Below are 14851 nucleotides of genomic sequence, written 5' to 3'. Positions count from 1 at the left end.
GGCCGATCCGCGTCGGCAGTGGCGTGCGCGCCATGGTTCGAAAGGATCGCGCCAGCGGCTGGTGCACCGGACAGTCGGCTACTCGCCCCGGGTGAACGTGCGCCGGTACTCGCTCGGAGTGGTGCCGAGGATGCGCTGGAAGTGCGTCCGCAGGTTCGCGCCGGTACCGAGCCCGACGTCGTGCGCGATCTGCTCGATGCCGCGCTGCGACCGCTCCAGCAGTTCCCGCGCCAGGTCGATGCGGGCGCGCATGACCCACTGCATCGGCGTATAGCCGGTGTCCTCGGCGAAGCGCCGCGAGAACGTGCGCGCCGAGACCGCCGCGTGCTCGGCGAGCGTTTCCAGGCTGAGCGGTTCGGCGAGCCGGCGCAGGGCCCACTCCCGGGTGGCGGCGAACCGTTCGCCGAGCGGTTCGGGCACGCTGCGCGGCACGAACTGCGCCTGGCCGCCGCTGCGATACGGGGCCGCGACCAGACGCCGGGCCGCATGGTTCGACGCCGACACCCCGAGGTCGCCGCGCAGGATGTGCAGACACAGGTCGATGCCCGAGGCGGCGCCAGCCGATGTCAGCACGCTGCCTTCGTCGACGAACAGCACGTTCTCATCGAGCCGCACCCGCGGATACTTGTGCGCGAGGGCCAGCGTGTAGTGCCAGTGCGTCGTGGCGCGCCGGCCGTCGAGCAGGCCGGTGGCGGCCAGCGCGAAGGCGCCGGTCGAGATCGCGGCCAGGCGCGCGCCCCGAGCGTGCGCCGCGATCAGCGCCTGGACGACGACCGGCGGCGGGTCGTCCCGGTCCGGGACCCGATAACCGGGGATGAAGACGATATCGGCCCAGGCCAGCGCCTCCAGACCGTGCGCGACGTGGTACGCCAGGCCGTCGCCGCCGGTCACCAGCCCGGGTGCCGCGCCGCACACCCGCACCTCGTAGGGCATGCTGGCGCGGGTGGTGAACACCTGCGCCGGGATGCCGACGTCCAGCGGCTTCGCGCCTTCCAGCACCAGGACCGCGATGCGGCGCAGCCGGGCGGGCGGACCGGGGATCATGGCGAAATCCTAGTTCCCCGGGCCGAACGGGCGGCGTGGGCTGGCCGGATGCAGATTCGCGGGTCTGTGGGCGAACGCGCCGATGCGCGGGGTGAACCAGGCTTCGGGCTATCGGCCGCTGGTGGACTGGCTCAAGGTCGAGTTCGATGTCGGCTGAGGATTCGGTGTCGGCTGAGGATTCGATGTCGGTTGAGAACCGAGGAGCCGCCGCCGCAAGAAGGAGACTTCGGCCTCGACGGCTTCCTCGTGCCCCTCTAGGAACGGCGCGTAGTGCCCGCCGGGCATCCGCACCAGTTCGGCGTCGGGGACGCGGCGGGCCACGGCGACGGCCGGCGCGGCGAGGACGGTCTGGTCTTGGTCGCAGGCGAGCACCAGGAGAGCGCAGCGAATGCGGGAGGCATTGCGGCCGGGGCGGTAGACGCCGATGGTGAGTGCGGAGCGCGCGGCGATCTCCTGGCGCCACTCGGGATGGATGTTGCCCGGGTTGAGGGCTCGGTCGCCGTCGAGGCTGTCGGGGGCGGTGAGCATCGCGACGGTGCCCGGCCGGCCGGCCAGCGGGATCAGCAGCGGGGGCCGGCCGACGAGCCCGCCGAGGGCGTCGAGGATGCCGCGGGCCGTCGTGCGCAGCGCGGCGAGCGGCTTCTGGTGGCGGGTCGCCGCGCGGGCCGCGGCCGGGCCGTCGCTGAGCGGGGTCTGGGCGATCGCCGCCGCGAGGCTCGGGGTGCGGGCGGCGACGGTGAAGACGTGGCCGCCGGACAGGGAGAAGCCCCAGATCGCGATCCGGTGCGGGTCGACGCCGGGCAGGGTCGCGGCGAAGGCGATGGCCGACTGCCAGTCGGCCAGTTGTTCCTTCATCCGGACGATCTGACGCGGCCGGCCGCCGCTCTCGCCGAGGCGGCGGTAGTCGAAGGCCAGGACGCTGAATCCCGCTTCGTTGAACCGCTTCGCGAACAGGTCGGTGCCGGGTTCCTTCGTCACCGCGCCGCCCGCGGCCATGATGACGCAGCCCCCGTTGGTGCCCGGGTAGTGCCACGCCACGAGTTCGGTGCCGTCGCTGGCGAATCGGACCTTCTCGCGGCTACTGGTAACGGGTTTTTCGGTAAAGGCGTTGCCAGTAAAGGCATTGTCAGTAGAGGCCTTGTCAGTAGAGGCCTTGCCGTCATTCGTATCAGGCATGGGTCGTCGTCCCTTCTCGATCAAGGTTGGTTCGGGTTGTCAACCGGGTCCAGGAAGCGCCGGATCTCCGCGGCGAGCCGGGTCGGCTGGTCCAGCGGGATGAGGGTGTAGGAGTCCTCGATCTCGACCAGGCGGGCGTCCGGAAGCAGTTCGGCGAGCCGACGGCCGTGCTCCGGCGGCATCACCCGATCCCCTTGCGCCCACGCGACCAGCGTCGGACGCTCGAAGTGCGCCAGCTTCCCGGCGGCGTCGACGAGCAGGTTCGGATCGGCGGCCGCGGCGCGCAGCACTCTTACGGTGTCGCGACGGATCTCCGGCCGCGTCCAGATCGGCCGCAGCCACCGCTTCACGACCGCGTCGCCGCGCTTCGTCAGCCAGCCGAACGCCAGCGGCAGGCGGCGCACCGGCTTCAGCCGCATCTGCTGCATGAACACGCCGAACAGCGCCGGGGAGAGCTTGCCGGTGCGGAACAGCGTGCGGCCGGTCAGCCCCGGCGGGAAGTTGTCGAACGCGTCGCACGAGACCAGGACCACGCGGCCGACCCGCTCCGGCCGCACGCCGTCGGCCATCAGCAGCTGCGCGAGCAGGCCGCCGGTGTCGTTGCCGACCAGGGTGACGTCCCGCAGGTCGAGCGCCTCCAGGAACTCGGCGACCAGCGCGGCCAGGGCGCGCGGCGACACGTCCGCGTCCGGTCGCAGCCCTTTGCGATGCGCGCCCAGCGGCAGGACCGGGACCACGCAGCGGTGGTGCGGGGCGAGTTCGTCGGCGACGGCGGCCCACAGCGTCTCGTCCATCAGCAGGCCGTGGAGGAAGACGAGCGTGGGGGCGGGTTCCGGGCCCGGGCCGGGGCGGTCCTCGTACTCGATGACGCCTGCGGAAAGCTCGACCGAATTCATGCGGTGGTACCTCCTTGGTTAAAGTGAACCACATGGTTCACTTCTATGCTCAGGGAGGAGCGAGCCCACGCGCCCAAACCGGCTGTGACCAGCTCAGATCAGCCGGCCGCCTCCTCTCGCTCCAGCATCCGCAGCAGCGCCTCGAACCCGGCCTCGCCACCGCCGGCGCCGTCCGAGCCGCCGGTTCGGCGCTGCACCAGGAAGCCGCGCAGTGCGGCGAAGACCAGCTCGGCGATCTCGTCCTTACGCTGGTCGCTCCACTGCGGCGGGCACATCTCACGCAGCGCCGGGAGGAAGTGGCCGGCCGCGTCGACGGCGAGTGCCGCGTGGCGCTCCGGGTCGTACATCGCCAGGCCCAGTGCCTGGTCCAGGGCACGCTGCCCCTCCCCCGTGCCGGTCAGCACCGGCCAGACCGCACGGACCCGGCCCGCGAGCGTCTGCGCGTGGTCCGGCGCGAAGGCCGCGGCCAGCGAGGAGGCCAGGCGGCGCTCCCGCAACAGCTCGACGGCTTCGCGCAGCAGGTCCTCGGCACCGTCGAAGTGGTAGAGCAGCACCTTGTGGGTGGTCCCGGCCGCCTTGGCCGCGCGCCGCAGGGAGAGGTCGACCAGGCCGTGTGCGGCCAGGTCGTCGGTGACCAGTTCGAGCAGTTCGCGGCGGCGGGCCTGCGCGCGGGGCGTGCCGGCGGAGCGACGGTAGCCCGCCGGGGCGGCGTTCTCGGAGTCTTCCTTCACGCCCCTAGCTTCCCTGATCTCAGCCGCGCTGCCGCCGAACGCGCTCGCTGCCGAACTCGCGTGGTGCCGAACTCGCATGGTGCCGAACCTGCGCCGGCGCCGAGCGCACACTGCGCACCGGGCATGTAGTTAGCTGGAACCGTGCACGAACTCAGCGCCCTGCTCCGCGAGTACGACCGCGCCCGCGCCTACACCGACGACCTCTGGCGCGACCTGACCCCGGACGAAGTGACCTGGCGCCCCCACGAGGACTCCAGCGCCATCGGCTGGCACCTCGGCCACCAGGCCCACGTGGCGCACTTCATGATCCGCAACCTGACCGCAGCCGAACCCAGCCCCGACCCGGAACTGGACGGCCTGATGGACTCGGCCAACCCGGAGAAGTTCCGCGGCGCGCTGCCGACGATCGAACGCCTCAGCACATTCCGCACCACCGTCGCCGAGCGCGTCCACACCCGCATCGCCGACATCGCGGGCGGCACCGTCAACTCACCGGGACAGATGACGATCGTCGCCGGCCACCTGCTGACCGCACTGATCAACCACGAGTACCAGCACGACCAGTGGATCAGCGAGGTGCGGGCCGACAACCTGGGCCACGCGCTGCCGCCCGATCCGGTCGCGGATGGGCTTGGGCGTGTTGATGGCTATCTGGTGCTCGATCTGTAGAGCATTTATTGGGCATCGCAGCACCGCGCATCCCAGCACCCCGTATCCCACCACCCGGCATCGCAGCACCGCGCATCCCAGCACCGCGCGCCTACACCCCGGCCCCAGCCCCCACCACACCCGCGAGCCGCAGCTTGCTCTCGTCCTCACTCCCCGGCAGCGCCGTGTACACGACGATCTTGAGATCCGTATCCGTGTCGACCAGCACGTCGCAGTCCACTGTGATGTCCCCGACCATCGGATGCCGGATCGTCTTGTGGTCCTCGGCGTGCCCGCCGATCGCCTCGGCCAGGCGGGGGTCGTCGGGGTAGCGGCGCGAGGGGGGTACTGGTTTTCCCACCGTCGGGGCCGGTCATCAAGCCCGGGTGATCTCCCGCCCCGGCATCGGCTCCGCGAGCGCCAGCCGCCGCTGCGGCGCCCCGAAGCCCTCGCCGAAGTACTGCGTCTCGTGCGCCACCTGCCCGTCGGCGAACTCCATGATGCTCACCGAATAGCTCGGCACGCCGTCATAGGAGATGACGCACTCGCTCACCCACAGCTCCGCCCGCCCGCTGATCCGCAGCACCGCGAAGTGCCGGTCGGCGGGGTGCCCGCCGCGCTGCGCGGCGATCGTGGACCGGCCGTGGAACCGCTCGCCGGACTGCGGGTAGTCGAGGATCGCGTCCTCGGCGTAGATCGTGTGCCCGGCCTCGACGTCCCCGCGTTCGGACGCCTGCCAGTGCCCCTCGATCGCCGCCCGCGTCCGAGCGTCGTGCGCGTCGTGCGCCTCGTGAGTGTCCATCACGGAGTCCCTTCGCCGGTTCACCCCATGTTCGCAGCCCCGCCCAGCCCAATCCGGAAACGAGTCGGCACCGAATACCGGGTGTCGGACTTGGCCCAGGGAGGTACCGGTGACGGGACACGGCAGTGAGCGGGAGCAGGTGGCGGTCATCGGGTCCGGCATCGCCGGATTGACGGCGGCCTACCTGTTGCAGCGGCGGTACGACGTGCTGCTGTTCGAGGCCGACCCCCGGCTGGGCGGGCACGCGCACACCCACGAGATCGCCGACGGGGGCCGGATCCGGTCCGTCGACAGCGGCTTCATCGTCCACAACCGCGCCGCCTACCCGCACCTGATCCGGCTGTTCGGCGAGCTCGGAGTGGGCACGCAGCCGACCGACATGTCGATGAGCGTGCGCTGCGAGGGCTGCGGCCTGGAGTACGCCGGGGCCAAGGGCCCGCGCGGCCTGTTCGCGACGCCGACCCGAGCGCTGAACCCGGCCTTCCTGCGGATGTTGCTGGAGGTGCGCAGGTTCCACCGCGAGGCCCGTGATCTGTTGGCCGCCACGCCCCGGCCCGCGGCCTCGGGCACCACGCTGCGCGAATTCCTCCAGGCCGGCCGCCACTCCCGCTACTTCACCGACCACTTCATCCTGCCCCTGGTCTCCGCCGTGTGGTCGTCGGGCCGGGAGACCGCCGAGCGCTATCCGGCCGCCTACCTGTTCCAGTTCCTGAACCACCACGGAATGCTCGCGGTGAGCGGATCGCCGCAGTGGCGGACCGTCACCGGCGGGTCGAAGACGTACGTCGACCGGGCCGTGAAGAACCTGCACGCCGTGCACCTGAGCACCCCGGTGCGCTCGCTGTGCCGCACCGGGGACACCGTGCGGATCCGCGACGACGCCGACGCCGTCCACACCGTCGCGAAAGTCGTCGTCGCCACGCACTCCGACCAGGCGCTGCGGCTGCTCGCCGACGCCGACCCGGCCGAGGCCGCGGTGCTCGGCGCGATCCCGTACTCGGTCAACGAGACCGTGCTGCACACCGATATCAGCATGCTGCCGTCCAGGCGGGCCGCGTACAGCTCGTGGAACTACCTGCTGCCGTCCTGCGGCCGGAACAGGAACGGAAACAGGGACGGAAACGGAACATCAGCGCCGGGACAGCGCCCCGATCGGGCCGTGGTGACCTACGCGATGAACCACCTGCACCGCATCGACGCCGCGCAGGAGTACCTGGTCACGATGAACGCCTCCGAGCGGATCGACCCGGCCGCGGTGATCGAGCGCATGGTCTACGAGCACCCGGTCTACACCCCCGAATCCGTCGCGGCGCAGGCTCGCTTATCGGAGCTGACCACCGCGCGCACCGCCTTCGCCGGCGCGTACCACGGCTGGGGATTCCACGAGGACGGCTGCGCATCTGGAGTCGCGGCGGCTGCGGCGTTCGGGGTGACATGGTGAACAGCGCGGCGCTCTACGAATGCCGGATCCGCCACGTGCGGCGCGGCGCGGTCGCCAACGACTTCACGTACTCCTCGTATTTGTGGCTGGTCGATCTCGATGCCGTGCCCCGCCTGCCCGGTCCGTTGCGGGTCCTGGCCGGCTTCCGGCCCACCGACCACTTCACGGGCTCCGATCGCACCATCCGCGCAGGCCTGGAGGCCTTCCTTGCGGAGAACAGCGTCAGCCTCGGTGACGGCAGAGTCCTGATGCTCACCGCCGCGCGTGTGTTCGGGTACGTATTCAACCCGCTGACCGTCTACTGGTGCCATGACACCGACGACCGACCGGTCTGCGTGGTCGCCGAGGTCCACAACACCTACGGCGGCCGCCACGCGTACCTGCTGTTCCCCGACGACCACGACCAGGCGGAAGTCGCCAAGGACTTCTACGTCTCGCCGTTCCTCCCGATCGACGGCGCCACCTACCGCATGCGGCTGCCCGAGCCCGGCGAGCGCCTGAGCCTGGCGATCCGGCTGGAGCTGCCCGGCGCGCCGCCGTTCGTGGCCGGCGTCCACGGAACCCGCCACGCCGCGACGATCAGCACTCTGCTACGCACGGCCGCCCGGCATCCCCTGGCGCCGCTCGCGGTCGCCGCCCGCATCAGACGGCAGGGTCTCGCGCTGTTCCTGCGCGGGCTGCCGGTACTCCCCCGGCCGAGAGCCCACCGACGCTCCGCCCGAACCAGGTCCCTGACCAAAACCGGAGGGCATTGACCATGCTGGACTTCGCCGCCGTCTCGGCGGTGGACATGGCGGTGTTGATCGTCGTGTTCACCGCCGCTTTCGGGGTCGCCGTCGCGCGGCAGCGGTACCGGTACGTCGATGTCGTGTGGGGCGCGGCGTTCGCGCTCGTCGCCGTCCTGACCATGACGCTGACCTCCGGCGGCAGCAACAGCGGCGGCCACGGCGACGGGCCGCGCCGCTGGCTGCTGACGCTCGGCACCGTTATCTGGGGCCTGAGACTCTCGGCGCACATCGCCTGGCGCGGACACGGCGCCCCGGAGGACCCCCGCTACACGTCCCTGCTCGCCAAGGCGGGCGGAAATGCGGCGCGCGCCGCATTCACCCGCGTCTACCTGCTGCAAGCGCTGCTGGTCTGGTTCATCTCTCTACCGATCCAGGTCGGGCTGTTCGCCACCGGCGACCCGGGCGCGGGCCGGGTAGCACCCGTAGTCAGCGTGGCCGCTGTAGTCGGCGTGGCGCTGTGGCTGGTCGGCATCTGCTTCGAGACGATCGGCGACTGGCAGCTGGCCCGCTTCAAAGCCGACCCGGCCAACCGTGGCCGCCTCATGACCGAGGGCCTGTGGCGCTACACCCGGCATCCGAACTACTTCGGCGACGCCTGCGTGTGGTGGGGCCTGTTCCTCATCGCCGCCGGCGCCTGGCCGGTCCTGCTGACGGTCCTGTCGCCGGTGCTGATGACCTGGCTGCTGACCGCCGGCAGTGGCAAACCCCTGATGGAGGCGCGGCTGTCGGCCACCCGTCCGGAATATGCGGACTACGTGGCGCGTACCAGTGCCTTCATTCCGAGGCCGCCCCGAGGGCGTGGGCCGCACGGCTGAGGTTCAGGCCCCCGCGACCTCAGCTGGCGGGCATCAGGACCGTGTCGACGATGTAGACGGTCGCGTTGGCGGTCTGCACGTTCCCGCAGACCACGTTGGCCCCGTTCACCTGGAACGACTGCCCGGAGCCGGTCACGTTCACCGTGCCGCCCTCCAGGGTGGCGTGCGTGCCGGCCAGCTGGTCCGGCGACAGCCGCCCGGAGACCACGTGGTAGGTCAGGATCTTGGTGAGCTTGGTCTTGTCGGCCAGCACCGCTTTGAGGGTGTCGGCCGGAATCTTGTTGAAGGCGTCGTTGGTCGGGGCGAACACGGTGATGCCCTGCGCGCTGTTCAGGGTGTCCACCAGACCCGCCGCCTTCACCGCGGTGACCAGGGTCGACAGCACCGGGTTGGCACTGGCGGCGGTGGCGACCGGGGCGGTGGCCATACCGGTGAAACTGCCCGCGCCGGTGGACGGCACCGCGGCGCAGGCCGAGCCGAACGGGGTCGAGGACGAGTCGGCGCTCATCGACGTGCCGCCGCTGCTGGAGGCGGGGACCGAGGTCGTGCCGGAGGACGCGGCGGCGCTGGTGGAGGTACTGGCAGCGGCGGCCGCTGACGGCTTGCTCGAACTGCTGCCGCACGCGCTCGCGCTCACGGCGATGGCCGCCGAGCACAGGACGGCGGCGGCGGTCTTGCTGCGGGTGGAGAACATGATCAGATCCTTGATTCGGGGGTGTCCGGGTGTCTGGGTGTCCGGGTGTCCGGGTCCTGCTGACGTCTGCTATTCGTGGCCGGTGCGGGCCCGGATTGGTCCGGGTTCTTGGGCGAACCCGATCGAGTGAGCGGCGGGCGGATCCGATCGGATCCGGCCTGATCAGGGCCGGATCAGCGCCGGATCAGGCCGCGGTGATGACCACCGAATGCCAGCCGGTGGCGCCGTTCGGGACGGTGTCGACGCGCTGTTCCGGCTGCACGGCCCCGGTGGCGTCGGTGGCACGCACCTCGAGCTTGTGCAGGCCGGGTGCCAGGTTCAGCTCGTGGGTCCACTGCCGCCACGTGTCGGGGGTGTCGGCGGCGGCCAGGCGAGCGAGCTGCCAGGGGCCGCCGTCGGCGCGCACCTCGACGGCGTCGATGCCGCGGTGCGTGGCCCAGGCGACGCCGGCGACCGTCACCGATCCGGCCGGGACCTTCGCGAACGGCTTCGGCACGTCGATCCGCGACGCCGTCTTCACCGGCGCGATCTTCGAATAGCCGCGCCGCACCCAGTACGAGTCGTAGTCGGCGAAGGTGGTCAGCTCCAGGTCCACCAGCCACTTGGTGGCCGACACGTAGCCGAAGAACCCCGGGACCAGCATCCGGCAGGGGAAGCCGTGGGCGATCGGCAGCGGTTCGCCGTTCATCGCCACCGCCAGCAGCCCGGTGCGACCGTCGAGCACTGATTCCACCGGCGTGCCGATCGTCATCCCGTCGATGGAGCGGCCGACCAGCTGATCGGCGCCGCGCTGGACCCCGGCTTCCCGCAGCAGATCGGCCAGCGACGCGCCGATCCAGCGCGCGGTGCCGACGTAGGGGCCGCCGACCTCGTTGGAGACACACGACAGCGTCTGGTCGTGCTCGACAAGCGGCCGATTCAGCAGCTCGGCGAACGACAGCTCAAGGGGACGGTCGACCATGCCCCGGATCCGTAGCGTCCACGCGTCCGGATCGACCTGCGGCAGGACCAAGGCGGTGTCGACACGGTAGAAGTCCGAGTTCGGCGTGATGAAGGAGGACAGTCCCGCGACGTTCGGATGCACGGCCGGCGGGATCGCCGCGGCGCGCGTGGCCGGGGCTGGGATCCGCACGCGGGAGCGTTTCAGAGCGACGTTGTAGCGCTTGTCCACGACGGTCCGGCCGACCAGCCCGCTGACGGCGGCCGTGCCGGCGGCACCGGCGGCCAGGGTCAGGAAGCCTCGGCGATCCTGTGCCCAGGGCGGCAGGCGTGAGGCCGACTCCTCAGGGCTCTGTGAAGCCTGATAGCTGCGCACCAGGAGCACCATCGCCGCCCCGGCCACCACCGCGCCGAGGATCGACGGCCACAAGTCCCCGCCCCGCGCGGTGGGACGTGACAGTGCGGCCCAGGCGCCGACCGCTCCGAACACCGCGACCAGGCCGACCCCGACCATCGGCCGACGCACCGCCAGGATCCCGGCGGCCACCGCGATCGCGGCCAGCGTGAGGTAGATCCCGGTGAGCAGCACCGGTTTGTCGTCGGTTCCGAAGTTCCGGATCGCGTACTCCTTCAGCGGCGTCGGCGTCAGGTCGATCGCCGCCGAGCCGACCGCGATCGCCGGGGCTGTCTGCGGCCCGGACCAGACCGCGACCAACTCCCCCACACCGACCGCCAGACCGGCGGTGATCAGTCCGATCATCACGCCGGGCACCGCCCGCGCCGTTGTGCCGACCGCTGTGCCGAACGTTGTGCCGACCACCCTGCCGACCGTCCTCCCGAAGCGCCTCATGCCGCCCATTCGGAGCGGCGCGCGGCACGGATTGGAATCCGACACGCTCAGACCAATCCGGGACGTCTTCAGCACCGAATGGGAATCGTGAGGCGAGAATCGCTAGAAGCAGTGCGGCACAGCGCCGCGGACTGTTTCCAGGAGCGGAGACGAGGGCCGATGCTCGGACGTGCCAGCTCCAAAGCCGACACTGGAGAAGAGGCGACGCTGGAGTCCTGCCTCCACCGCGTCGCGCTCGGCGACCGCGAGGCCTTCGACGAGGTCTACGGACAGCTCGCCGGCCCGATCCTGGGCGTGGCCCGGCGGGTCCTGCGCGATCCGGCGCAGGCCGAGGAGGTGGCCCAGGAGGTGCTGGTCGAGATCTGGCGCACCGCCAGCCGCTTCGACGCCGCGCGCGGCTCGGCCCGGGCCTGGGCGCTGACCATGGCGCACGCCCGGGCCGTGGACCGGGTGCGCTCGGCCGACGCCGCCACCCGCCGCGAGGCCCGGGCCGCCGAGCTGATGGTCGAGCCGCCGTTCGACCAGGTGGTCGAGGCGGTCGAGGCGCGGCTGGACCGGCAGCGGGTCCGCCACTGTCTGGAAGGGCTGACGGAACTGCAACGCCAGTCCGTCACGTTGGCTTACTACGGCGGATACACCTATTCGCAGGTAGCGCATCTATTGGACACGCCGCTGGGCACAGTGAAAACCCGTCTTCGCGACGGGCTGGCCCGGCTCCGCGACTGCCTGGGGGTGGGAGGATGAGCGCGATGGATCCGGAAGTCCACTCGTTGACCGGCGCCTATGTATGCCACGCGCTGGAACCGGACGAGCGTGCGGCCTTCGAACGTCACCTCGCCCAGTGCCCGACGTGTGCCGCCGAAGTGGCCGAGTTGCAGGAGACCGCGGCGTTGCTGGCCTCGGCCGCCGCCGAGACGCCGCCGGCCCGGCTGAAGGCCGCGGTCGACGCCCGGATCGCCGTCACCCGGCAGATCCCGCCGCTGGTCGACCACGGTCCGCTGCGCGCGTCCGCCCGGCCGCCCCGGCGCCGCTGGTTCACCGCCGCCGGGTGGGGGCTGGCCGCCGGTTTGGCCGTCGTCGTGGCGGTGCTGGGGATCCGGGTCGGCGACCAGCAGAACCAGATCGACCAGGCCCGGCAGCACAGCACCACGATCTCGCAGCTGTTGTCGGCGCCGGACGCGCACTCCGACAGCGCGAGCGTGAGCACCGGGGGGACCGGCACGGTCCTGGTGTCCCGGTCCCGCGACGAGGCCGCGATCAGCGTCGCGGGCCTGGCGAAACTGGCGCCGGGCAAGGCGTACCAGCTGTGGATGATCGGGCCGTCCGGGACGCGTTCGGGCGGCGTGCTGCCCGCGACCGCCTCGGACTCGGTCGTGGCCCACGGTCTGGGCGACGCGCGGACCATCGGGCTGACCGTGGAGCCGGCCGGTGGTTCGGCTCAGCCCACGACGACACCGGTGATGCTGCTGCCGATGCCGGCCTGATCGGAAACGGCCTGAGCAGGAACGGCCTGAGCGGAAGCGGCCTGAGCAGAAAGAGGAACCGATGGACGACCACGGGATGGAGACGGTGGCCAGCGGCTGGAGCGTCGGCGAGACGATCGACAGACTGCAGGCGGTGGTCGCCGGGGCCGGACTGCGGGTGTTCGCGCGGATCGACCACGCGGGCGGCGCCGCCGAGGTGGGGATGGAGCTTCGGCCGACGGAGCTGCTGATCTTCGGCAACCCGCGCGGCGGGACCCCGTTGATGCAGGACCGGCAGACCAGCGGGATCGACCTGCCGGTGAAGGCGCTCGCCTGGGAGGACGAGGACGGGAAGGTGTGGCTGACGTACAACCGCGCCGCATGGGTGGCCGAACGGCACGGGCTCGGTGGGGAGAGTAAGGCTGCTGTCGAGGCCGTGGACGCGGGGCTTGCGCAGGTGGTTCGGAAGGCGGCCGGTTCGGCGGCTGTCGGGTAGCCGAAGCGTTGTCGGGTAGCCAACGCGTTGTCGGGTAGCCGAAGCGCTCGCTCAATAGCGCTCGCTCAATAGCGCTCGCTCGATGTGGCGTCGGCGCCAGCGCATACTCGACCTGCCAAGTCGGCTCCCGGGTCATGCCACCAGCGGCAGCGTGGCGAACCGAGCGAGTTCGGTGAGGAGTGCAGTGGTCGCCGGTGTGTCCGGCGGATCGCCGTGCACGGCCGCGCTGACCAGCCGTTCATGCCCGGCGAGCGCCACTGTCCGCACCGCCGGATTCCGTTGCGCGGCCAGCGCCAGGCCCGGCAGCGTCGTGACACCCAGCCCGGACGCGACCAGTGCCTGCACCGCCACATAGTCGTCCGTGGTGTACGCGATGTCCGGCGTGAACCCGGCGCGCGAGCAGACGCGCAGCAGGTGCGTCCGGCAGCGTTCGCAGCCGGCGATCCAGCGCCGGTCCGCGTGATCGGTCAGCCGATCGCCGGGCTGGTCGGCGGGGACGACCAGGTGGGTGGGTTCGGTCAGCACCGGAGTGCGGCGCAGGTCGTCGTCCGCCGCGGGGTCGTCCGCGTAGGAGAACAGCAACGCGACATCGACCTCGCCGGCGCGCAGCAGCCGGGCCCCCTCGGGCGGTTCGGCCTCGACCAGGACCAGGTCCACGCCCGGGTGCGCGGCGGCGAATGCCGCGAACGCGGACGGGACGAACGTACCGAGCGCGGAGGGGAACGCGGCGAGCCGCACCCGGCCGGCTCGCAGACCACTGATAGCGTCCAGCTCGGCCTCGGCCACATCCATCCGGCCCAGGATCTCCTCGGCCCGCTCGGCCAGCAGCCGGCCGGCGTCGGTCAGGCGGATGCCGCGCCCGACCCGCTGCACCAGCTTGGCGCCGGTCTCCGCTTCCAGGCGGGCCAGGTGGTGGCTGATCGAGGGCTGCGCGTAGCCGAGGACCCGGGCGGCGGCGGTGACCGAGCCGTGGCGGGCGACGGCGGTGAGGACGCGGAGGCGGGTCACGTCGAGCACGCGGCGAACCTATCAATCCGGTCTATGGCCGACCCAGAAAATCGGCATTAGACCTATGGATGGCCACGGCCGAGGATGGGCTCATGCCTGCCGCACTCGATCCTCCCGCACTCGATTTCGCCGACGTCGTCGCCGCCCGGAAACTCCTGGCCGAGCACCTGCCCGCCACCCCGATGTGGTCCTACCCCGCGCTGAACGAGCTGGCGGGCGCCACAGTCCACGTCAAGCACGAGAACGTCCAGCCGATCGGCGCGTTCAAGGTCCGCGGCGGCCTCACGCTGCTCGCGACGATGTCGCCGGAACAGCGCTCGCGGGGACTCGCCACGTACTCCACGGGGAACCACGCGCAGTCGTTGGCGTACGCGTGCTCGGTGTTCGGCGCTCGGTGCGCTGTCGTGATGCCGGCGGCGGCCAACGAGCAGAAGGTACGGGCGGTGCGCGCGCTCGGCGCGACTGTGGAGCTGCACGGCGCGGACATGGCCGGCGCACAGGCGCACGCCGAGGAACTGGCGGTCTCGGAAGGGATGCAGCTGGTCAGCCCGGGCGACACCCCGGCACTGATGGCCGGCGTGGGGACGGCCTATCTGGAGATCTTCGCGACGCAGCCGGATTTGAACGCGGTGATCGTCCCGGTCGGTAGCGGCACCGGCGCAGCCGCCGCCGGGTTGGTGGCCGCCACGGTCGCCCCGCACTGCCGGGTGATCGCGGTCCAGTCGAGCGCGGCACCGGCGGCGCACGACTCGTGGCGCACGGGCAGCTGCGTCCAGCGCCCCAACCACACCGTGATCGAGGGCTTGGCAACAGGACGCGCCTTCGAGCTTCCGCAACAGCTCATGCGCGAACACATCGCGGACTTCCGCCTGGTCTCGGACGCGCAGATCGCCCACGCGCAGCGCGTGATGGCCACCCACGCCCACACCCTCGCCGAGGGCGCGGGCGCCACAGCCTTGGCGGCGGTGCTGGCCGATCCGCGCGGCTTCGCGGGGCAGCGCGTCGCGGTGGTTTGCACGGGTGGCAATGCTTCGGATGGGGAGATCGCGGGGTTGGGTGG

17 protein-coding genes are annotated in these 14851 nt (G+C 71.5%); 8 read left to right on the top strand and 9 right to left on the bottom strand.

Annotated elements, in window-relative coordinates; translation table 11 throughout:
* Positions 1 to 78 precede the first annotated feature (78 nt).
* The 4 genes from KGQ19_RS30150 to KGQ19_RS30135 form a co-directional block, all read right to left on the bottom strand.
* A complete protein-coding gene (locus KGQ19_RS30150; RefSeq protein ID WP_212015222.1) occupies positions 79 to 1044 on the bottom strand; it encodes a GlxA family transcriptional regulator in 966 nt (321 codons plus the stop codon).
* A 108-nt stretch (positions 1045 to 1152) separates the two neighbouring features.
* Positions 1153 to 2220 (bottom strand): alpha/beta fold hydrolase, encoded by a 1068-nt coding sequence (locus KGQ19_RS30145; RefSeq protein WP_212015220.1) that lies wholly within the window; start codon positions 2218 to 2220, stop codon positions 1153 to 1155.
* A gap of 20 nt (positions 2221 to 2240) precedes the next feature.
* The gene (locus KGQ19_RS30140; protein WP_212015218.1) at positions 2241 to 3116 is read right to left on the bottom strand and encodes an alpha/beta fold hydrolase; all 876 of its coding nucleotides are present in this window, start codon (positions 3114 to 3116) and stop codon (positions 2241 to 2243) included.
* Between the two features lie 98 nt (positions 3117 to 3214).
* A complete protein-coding gene (locus KGQ19_RS30135; protein ID WP_230419680.1) occupies positions 3215 to 3847 on the bottom strand; it encodes a TetR/AcrR family transcriptional regulator in 633 nt (210 codons plus the stop codon).
* Positions 3848 to 3988: 141 nt separating this feature from the next.
* Between KGQ19_RS30135 and KGQ19_RS30130 the strand changes: the two genes are divergently transcribed.
* Positions 3989 to 4516 (top strand): DinB family protein, encoded by a 528-nt coding sequence (locus KGQ19_RS30130; RefSeq protein ID WP_212015216.1) that lies wholly within the window; start codon positions 3989 to 3991, stop codon positions 4514 to 4516.
* A 91-nt stretch (positions 4517 to 4607) separates the two neighbouring features.
* Here the strand turns inward: KGQ19_RS30130 and KGQ19_RS50120 are convergent, their stop codons facing one another.
* Positions 4608 to 4856, bottom strand: coding sequence for an MmyB family transcriptional regulator (locus KGQ19_RS50120; protein WP_212015214.1), 249 nt, complete (start codon positions 4854 to 4856; stop codon positions 4608 to 4610).
* A 15-nt stretch (positions 4857 to 4871) separates the two neighbouring features.
* On the bottom strand, positions 4872 to 5297 hold the full coding sequence (locus KGQ19_RS30120; RefSeq protein ID WP_212015206.1) for a nuclear transport factor 2 family protein: 426 nt from the start codon (positions 5295 to 5297) through the stop codon (positions 4872 to 4874).
* A 109-nt stretch (positions 5298 to 5406) separates the two neighbouring features.
* Between KGQ19_RS30120 and KGQ19_RS30115 the strand changes: the two genes are divergently transcribed.
* The 3 genes from KGQ19_RS30115 to KGQ19_RS30105 are packed head-to-tail and all read left to right on the top strand — an operon-like array spanning position 5407 to position 8341.
* Complete coding sequence (locus KGQ19_RS30115; protein ID WP_212015204.1) at positions 5407 to 6738, top strand: NAD(P)/FAD-dependent oxidoreductase; 1332 nt, start codon at positions 5407 to 5409, stop codon at positions 6736 to 6738.
* Positions 6732 to 7493: a DUF1365 domain-containing protein gene (locus tag KGQ19_RS30110; protein ID WP_230419679.1), complete on the top strand. Its 762-nt coding sequence runs from the start codon at positions 6732 to 6734 to the stop codon at positions 7491 to 7493. Before KGQ19_RS30115 ends, KGQ19_RS30110 begins: the two co-directional genes overlap by 7 nt.
* 2 nt (positions 7494 to 7495) lie before the next feature.
* Positions 7496 to 8341, top strand: coding sequence for a DUF1295 domain-containing protein (locus KGQ19_RS30105; RefSeq protein ID WP_212015202.1), 846 nt, complete (start codon positions 7496 to 7498; stop codon positions 8339 to 8341).
* Positions 8342 to 8360: 19 nt separating this feature from the next.
* Here the strand turns inward: KGQ19_RS30105 and KGQ19_RS30100 are convergent, their stop codons facing one another.
* A complete protein-coding gene (locus KGQ19_RS30100; protein WP_212015200.1) occupies positions 8361 to 9035 on the bottom strand; it encodes a fasciclin domain-containing protein in 675 nt (224 codons plus the stop codon).
* A 184-nt stretch (positions 9036 to 9219) separates the two neighbouring features.
* Positions 9220 to 10824, bottom strand: a complete 1605-nt coding sequence (locus KGQ19_RS30095) for a molybdopterin-dependent oxidoreductase (protein ID WP_212015191.1) — start codon at positions 10822 to 10824, stop codon at positions 9220 to 9222.
* Positions 10825 to 10983: 159 nt separating this feature from the next.
* Here KGQ19_RS30095 and sigK point away from each other — a divergent pair, with 159 nt between their 5' ends.
* The 3 genes from sigK to KGQ19_RS30080 all read left to right on the top strand — a co-directional run bounded on the left by sigK (position 10984) and on the right by KGQ19_RS30080 (position 12783).
* Positions 10984 to 11568 carry an ECF RNA polymerase sigma factor SigK gene (gene sigK, locus KGQ19_RS30090; protein ID WP_212015182.1) on the top strand — a complete coding sequence of 195 codons (585 nt, stop codon included), beginning with the start codon at positions 10984 to 10986 and terminating at the stop codon, positions 11566 to 11568.
* A gap of 5 nt (positions 11569 to 11573) precedes the next feature.
* Complete coding sequence (locus KGQ19_RS30085) at positions 11574 to 12308, top strand: anti-sigma factor (protein ID WP_212015180.1); 735 nt, start codon at positions 11574 to 11576, stop codon at positions 12306 to 12308.
* 61 nt (positions 12309 to 12369) lie between these two features.
* On the top strand, positions 12370 to 12783 hold the full coding sequence (locus KGQ19_RS30080; protein ID WP_212015172.1) for a DUF302 domain-containing protein: 414 nt from the start codon (positions 12370 to 12372) through the stop codon (positions 12781 to 12783).
* 132 nt (positions 12784 to 12915) lie between these two features.
* Here KGQ19_RS30080 and KGQ19_RS30075 read toward each other — a convergent pair whose 3' ends face one another.
* On the bottom strand, positions 12916 to 13800 hold the full coding sequence (locus tag KGQ19_RS30075) for a LysR family transcriptional regulator (protein ID WP_212015170.1): 885 nt from the start codon (positions 13798 to 13800) through the stop codon (positions 12916 to 12918).
* Positions 13801 to 13883: 83 nt separating this feature from the next.
* Between KGQ19_RS30075 and KGQ19_RS30070 the strand changes: the two genes are divergently transcribed.
* Positions 13884 to 14851, top strand: a 968-nt coding sequence (locus KGQ19_RS30070) for a threonine ammonia-lyase (RefSeq protein WP_212015168.1), incomplete at its 3' end; no start/stop codon positions are given.

This window comes from Catenulispora pinistramenti, from assembly GCF_018274385.1.
Taxonomy (GTDB): Bacteria; Actinomycetota; Actinomycetes; order Streptomycetales; family Catenulisporaceae; genus Catenulispora; species Catenulispora pinistramenti.
This window is presented reverse-complemented; position numbering and strand designations above follow the sequence as displayed.

What these genes read in the sequence shown, in the direction of transcription:
- KGQ19_RS30150 (WP_212015222.1), bottom strand. Translation starts at nt 1,044, where the DNA reads ATGATCCCCGGTCCGCCCGCCCGGCTGCGCCGCATCGCGGTCCTGGTG.
- KGQ19_RS30145 (WP_212015220.1), bottom strand. Translation starts at nt 2,220, where the DNA reads ATGCCTGATACGAATGACGGCAAGGCCTCTACTGACAAGGCCTCTACT.
- KGQ19_RS30140 (WP_212015218.1), bottom strand. Translation starts at nt 3,116, where the DNA reads ATGAATTCGGTCGAGCTTTCCGCAGGCGTCATCGAGTACGAGGACCGC.
- KGQ19_RS30120 (WP_212015206.1), bottom strand. Translation starts at nt 5,297, where the DNA reads ATGGACACTCACGAGGCGCACGACGCGCACGACGCTCGGACGCGGGCG.
- KGQ19_RS30110 (WP_230419679.1), top strand. Translation starts at nt 6,732, where the DNA reads ATGGTGAACAGCGCGGCGCTCTACGAATGCCGGATCCGCCACGTGCGG.
- KGQ19_RS30105 (WP_212015202.1), top strand. Translation starts at nt 7,496, where the DNA reads ATGCTGGACTTCGCCGCCGTCTCGGCGGTGGACATGGCGGTGTTGATC.
- KGQ19_RS30100 (WP_212015200.1), bottom strand. Translation starts at nt 9,035, where the DNA reads ATGTTCTCCACCCGCAGCAAGACCGCCGCCGCCGTCCTGTGCTCGGCG.
- KGQ19_RS30095 (WP_212015191.1), bottom strand. Translation starts at nt 10,824, where the DNA reads ATGAGGCGCTTCGGGAGGACGGTCGGCAGGGTGGTCGGCACAACGTTC.
- sigK (WP_212015182.1), top strand. Translation starts at nt 10,984, where the DNA reads ATGCTCGGACGTGCCAGCTCCAAAGCCGACACTGGAGAAGAGGCGACG.
- KGQ19_RS30085 (WP_212015180.1), top strand. Translation starts at nt 11,574, where the DNA reads ATGGATCCGGAAGTCCACTCGTTGACCGGCGCCTATGTATGCCACGCG.
- KGQ19_RS30080 (WP_212015172.1), top strand. Translation starts at nt 12,370, where the DNA reads ATGGACGACCACGGGATGGAGACGGTGGCCAGCGGCTGGAGCGTCGGC.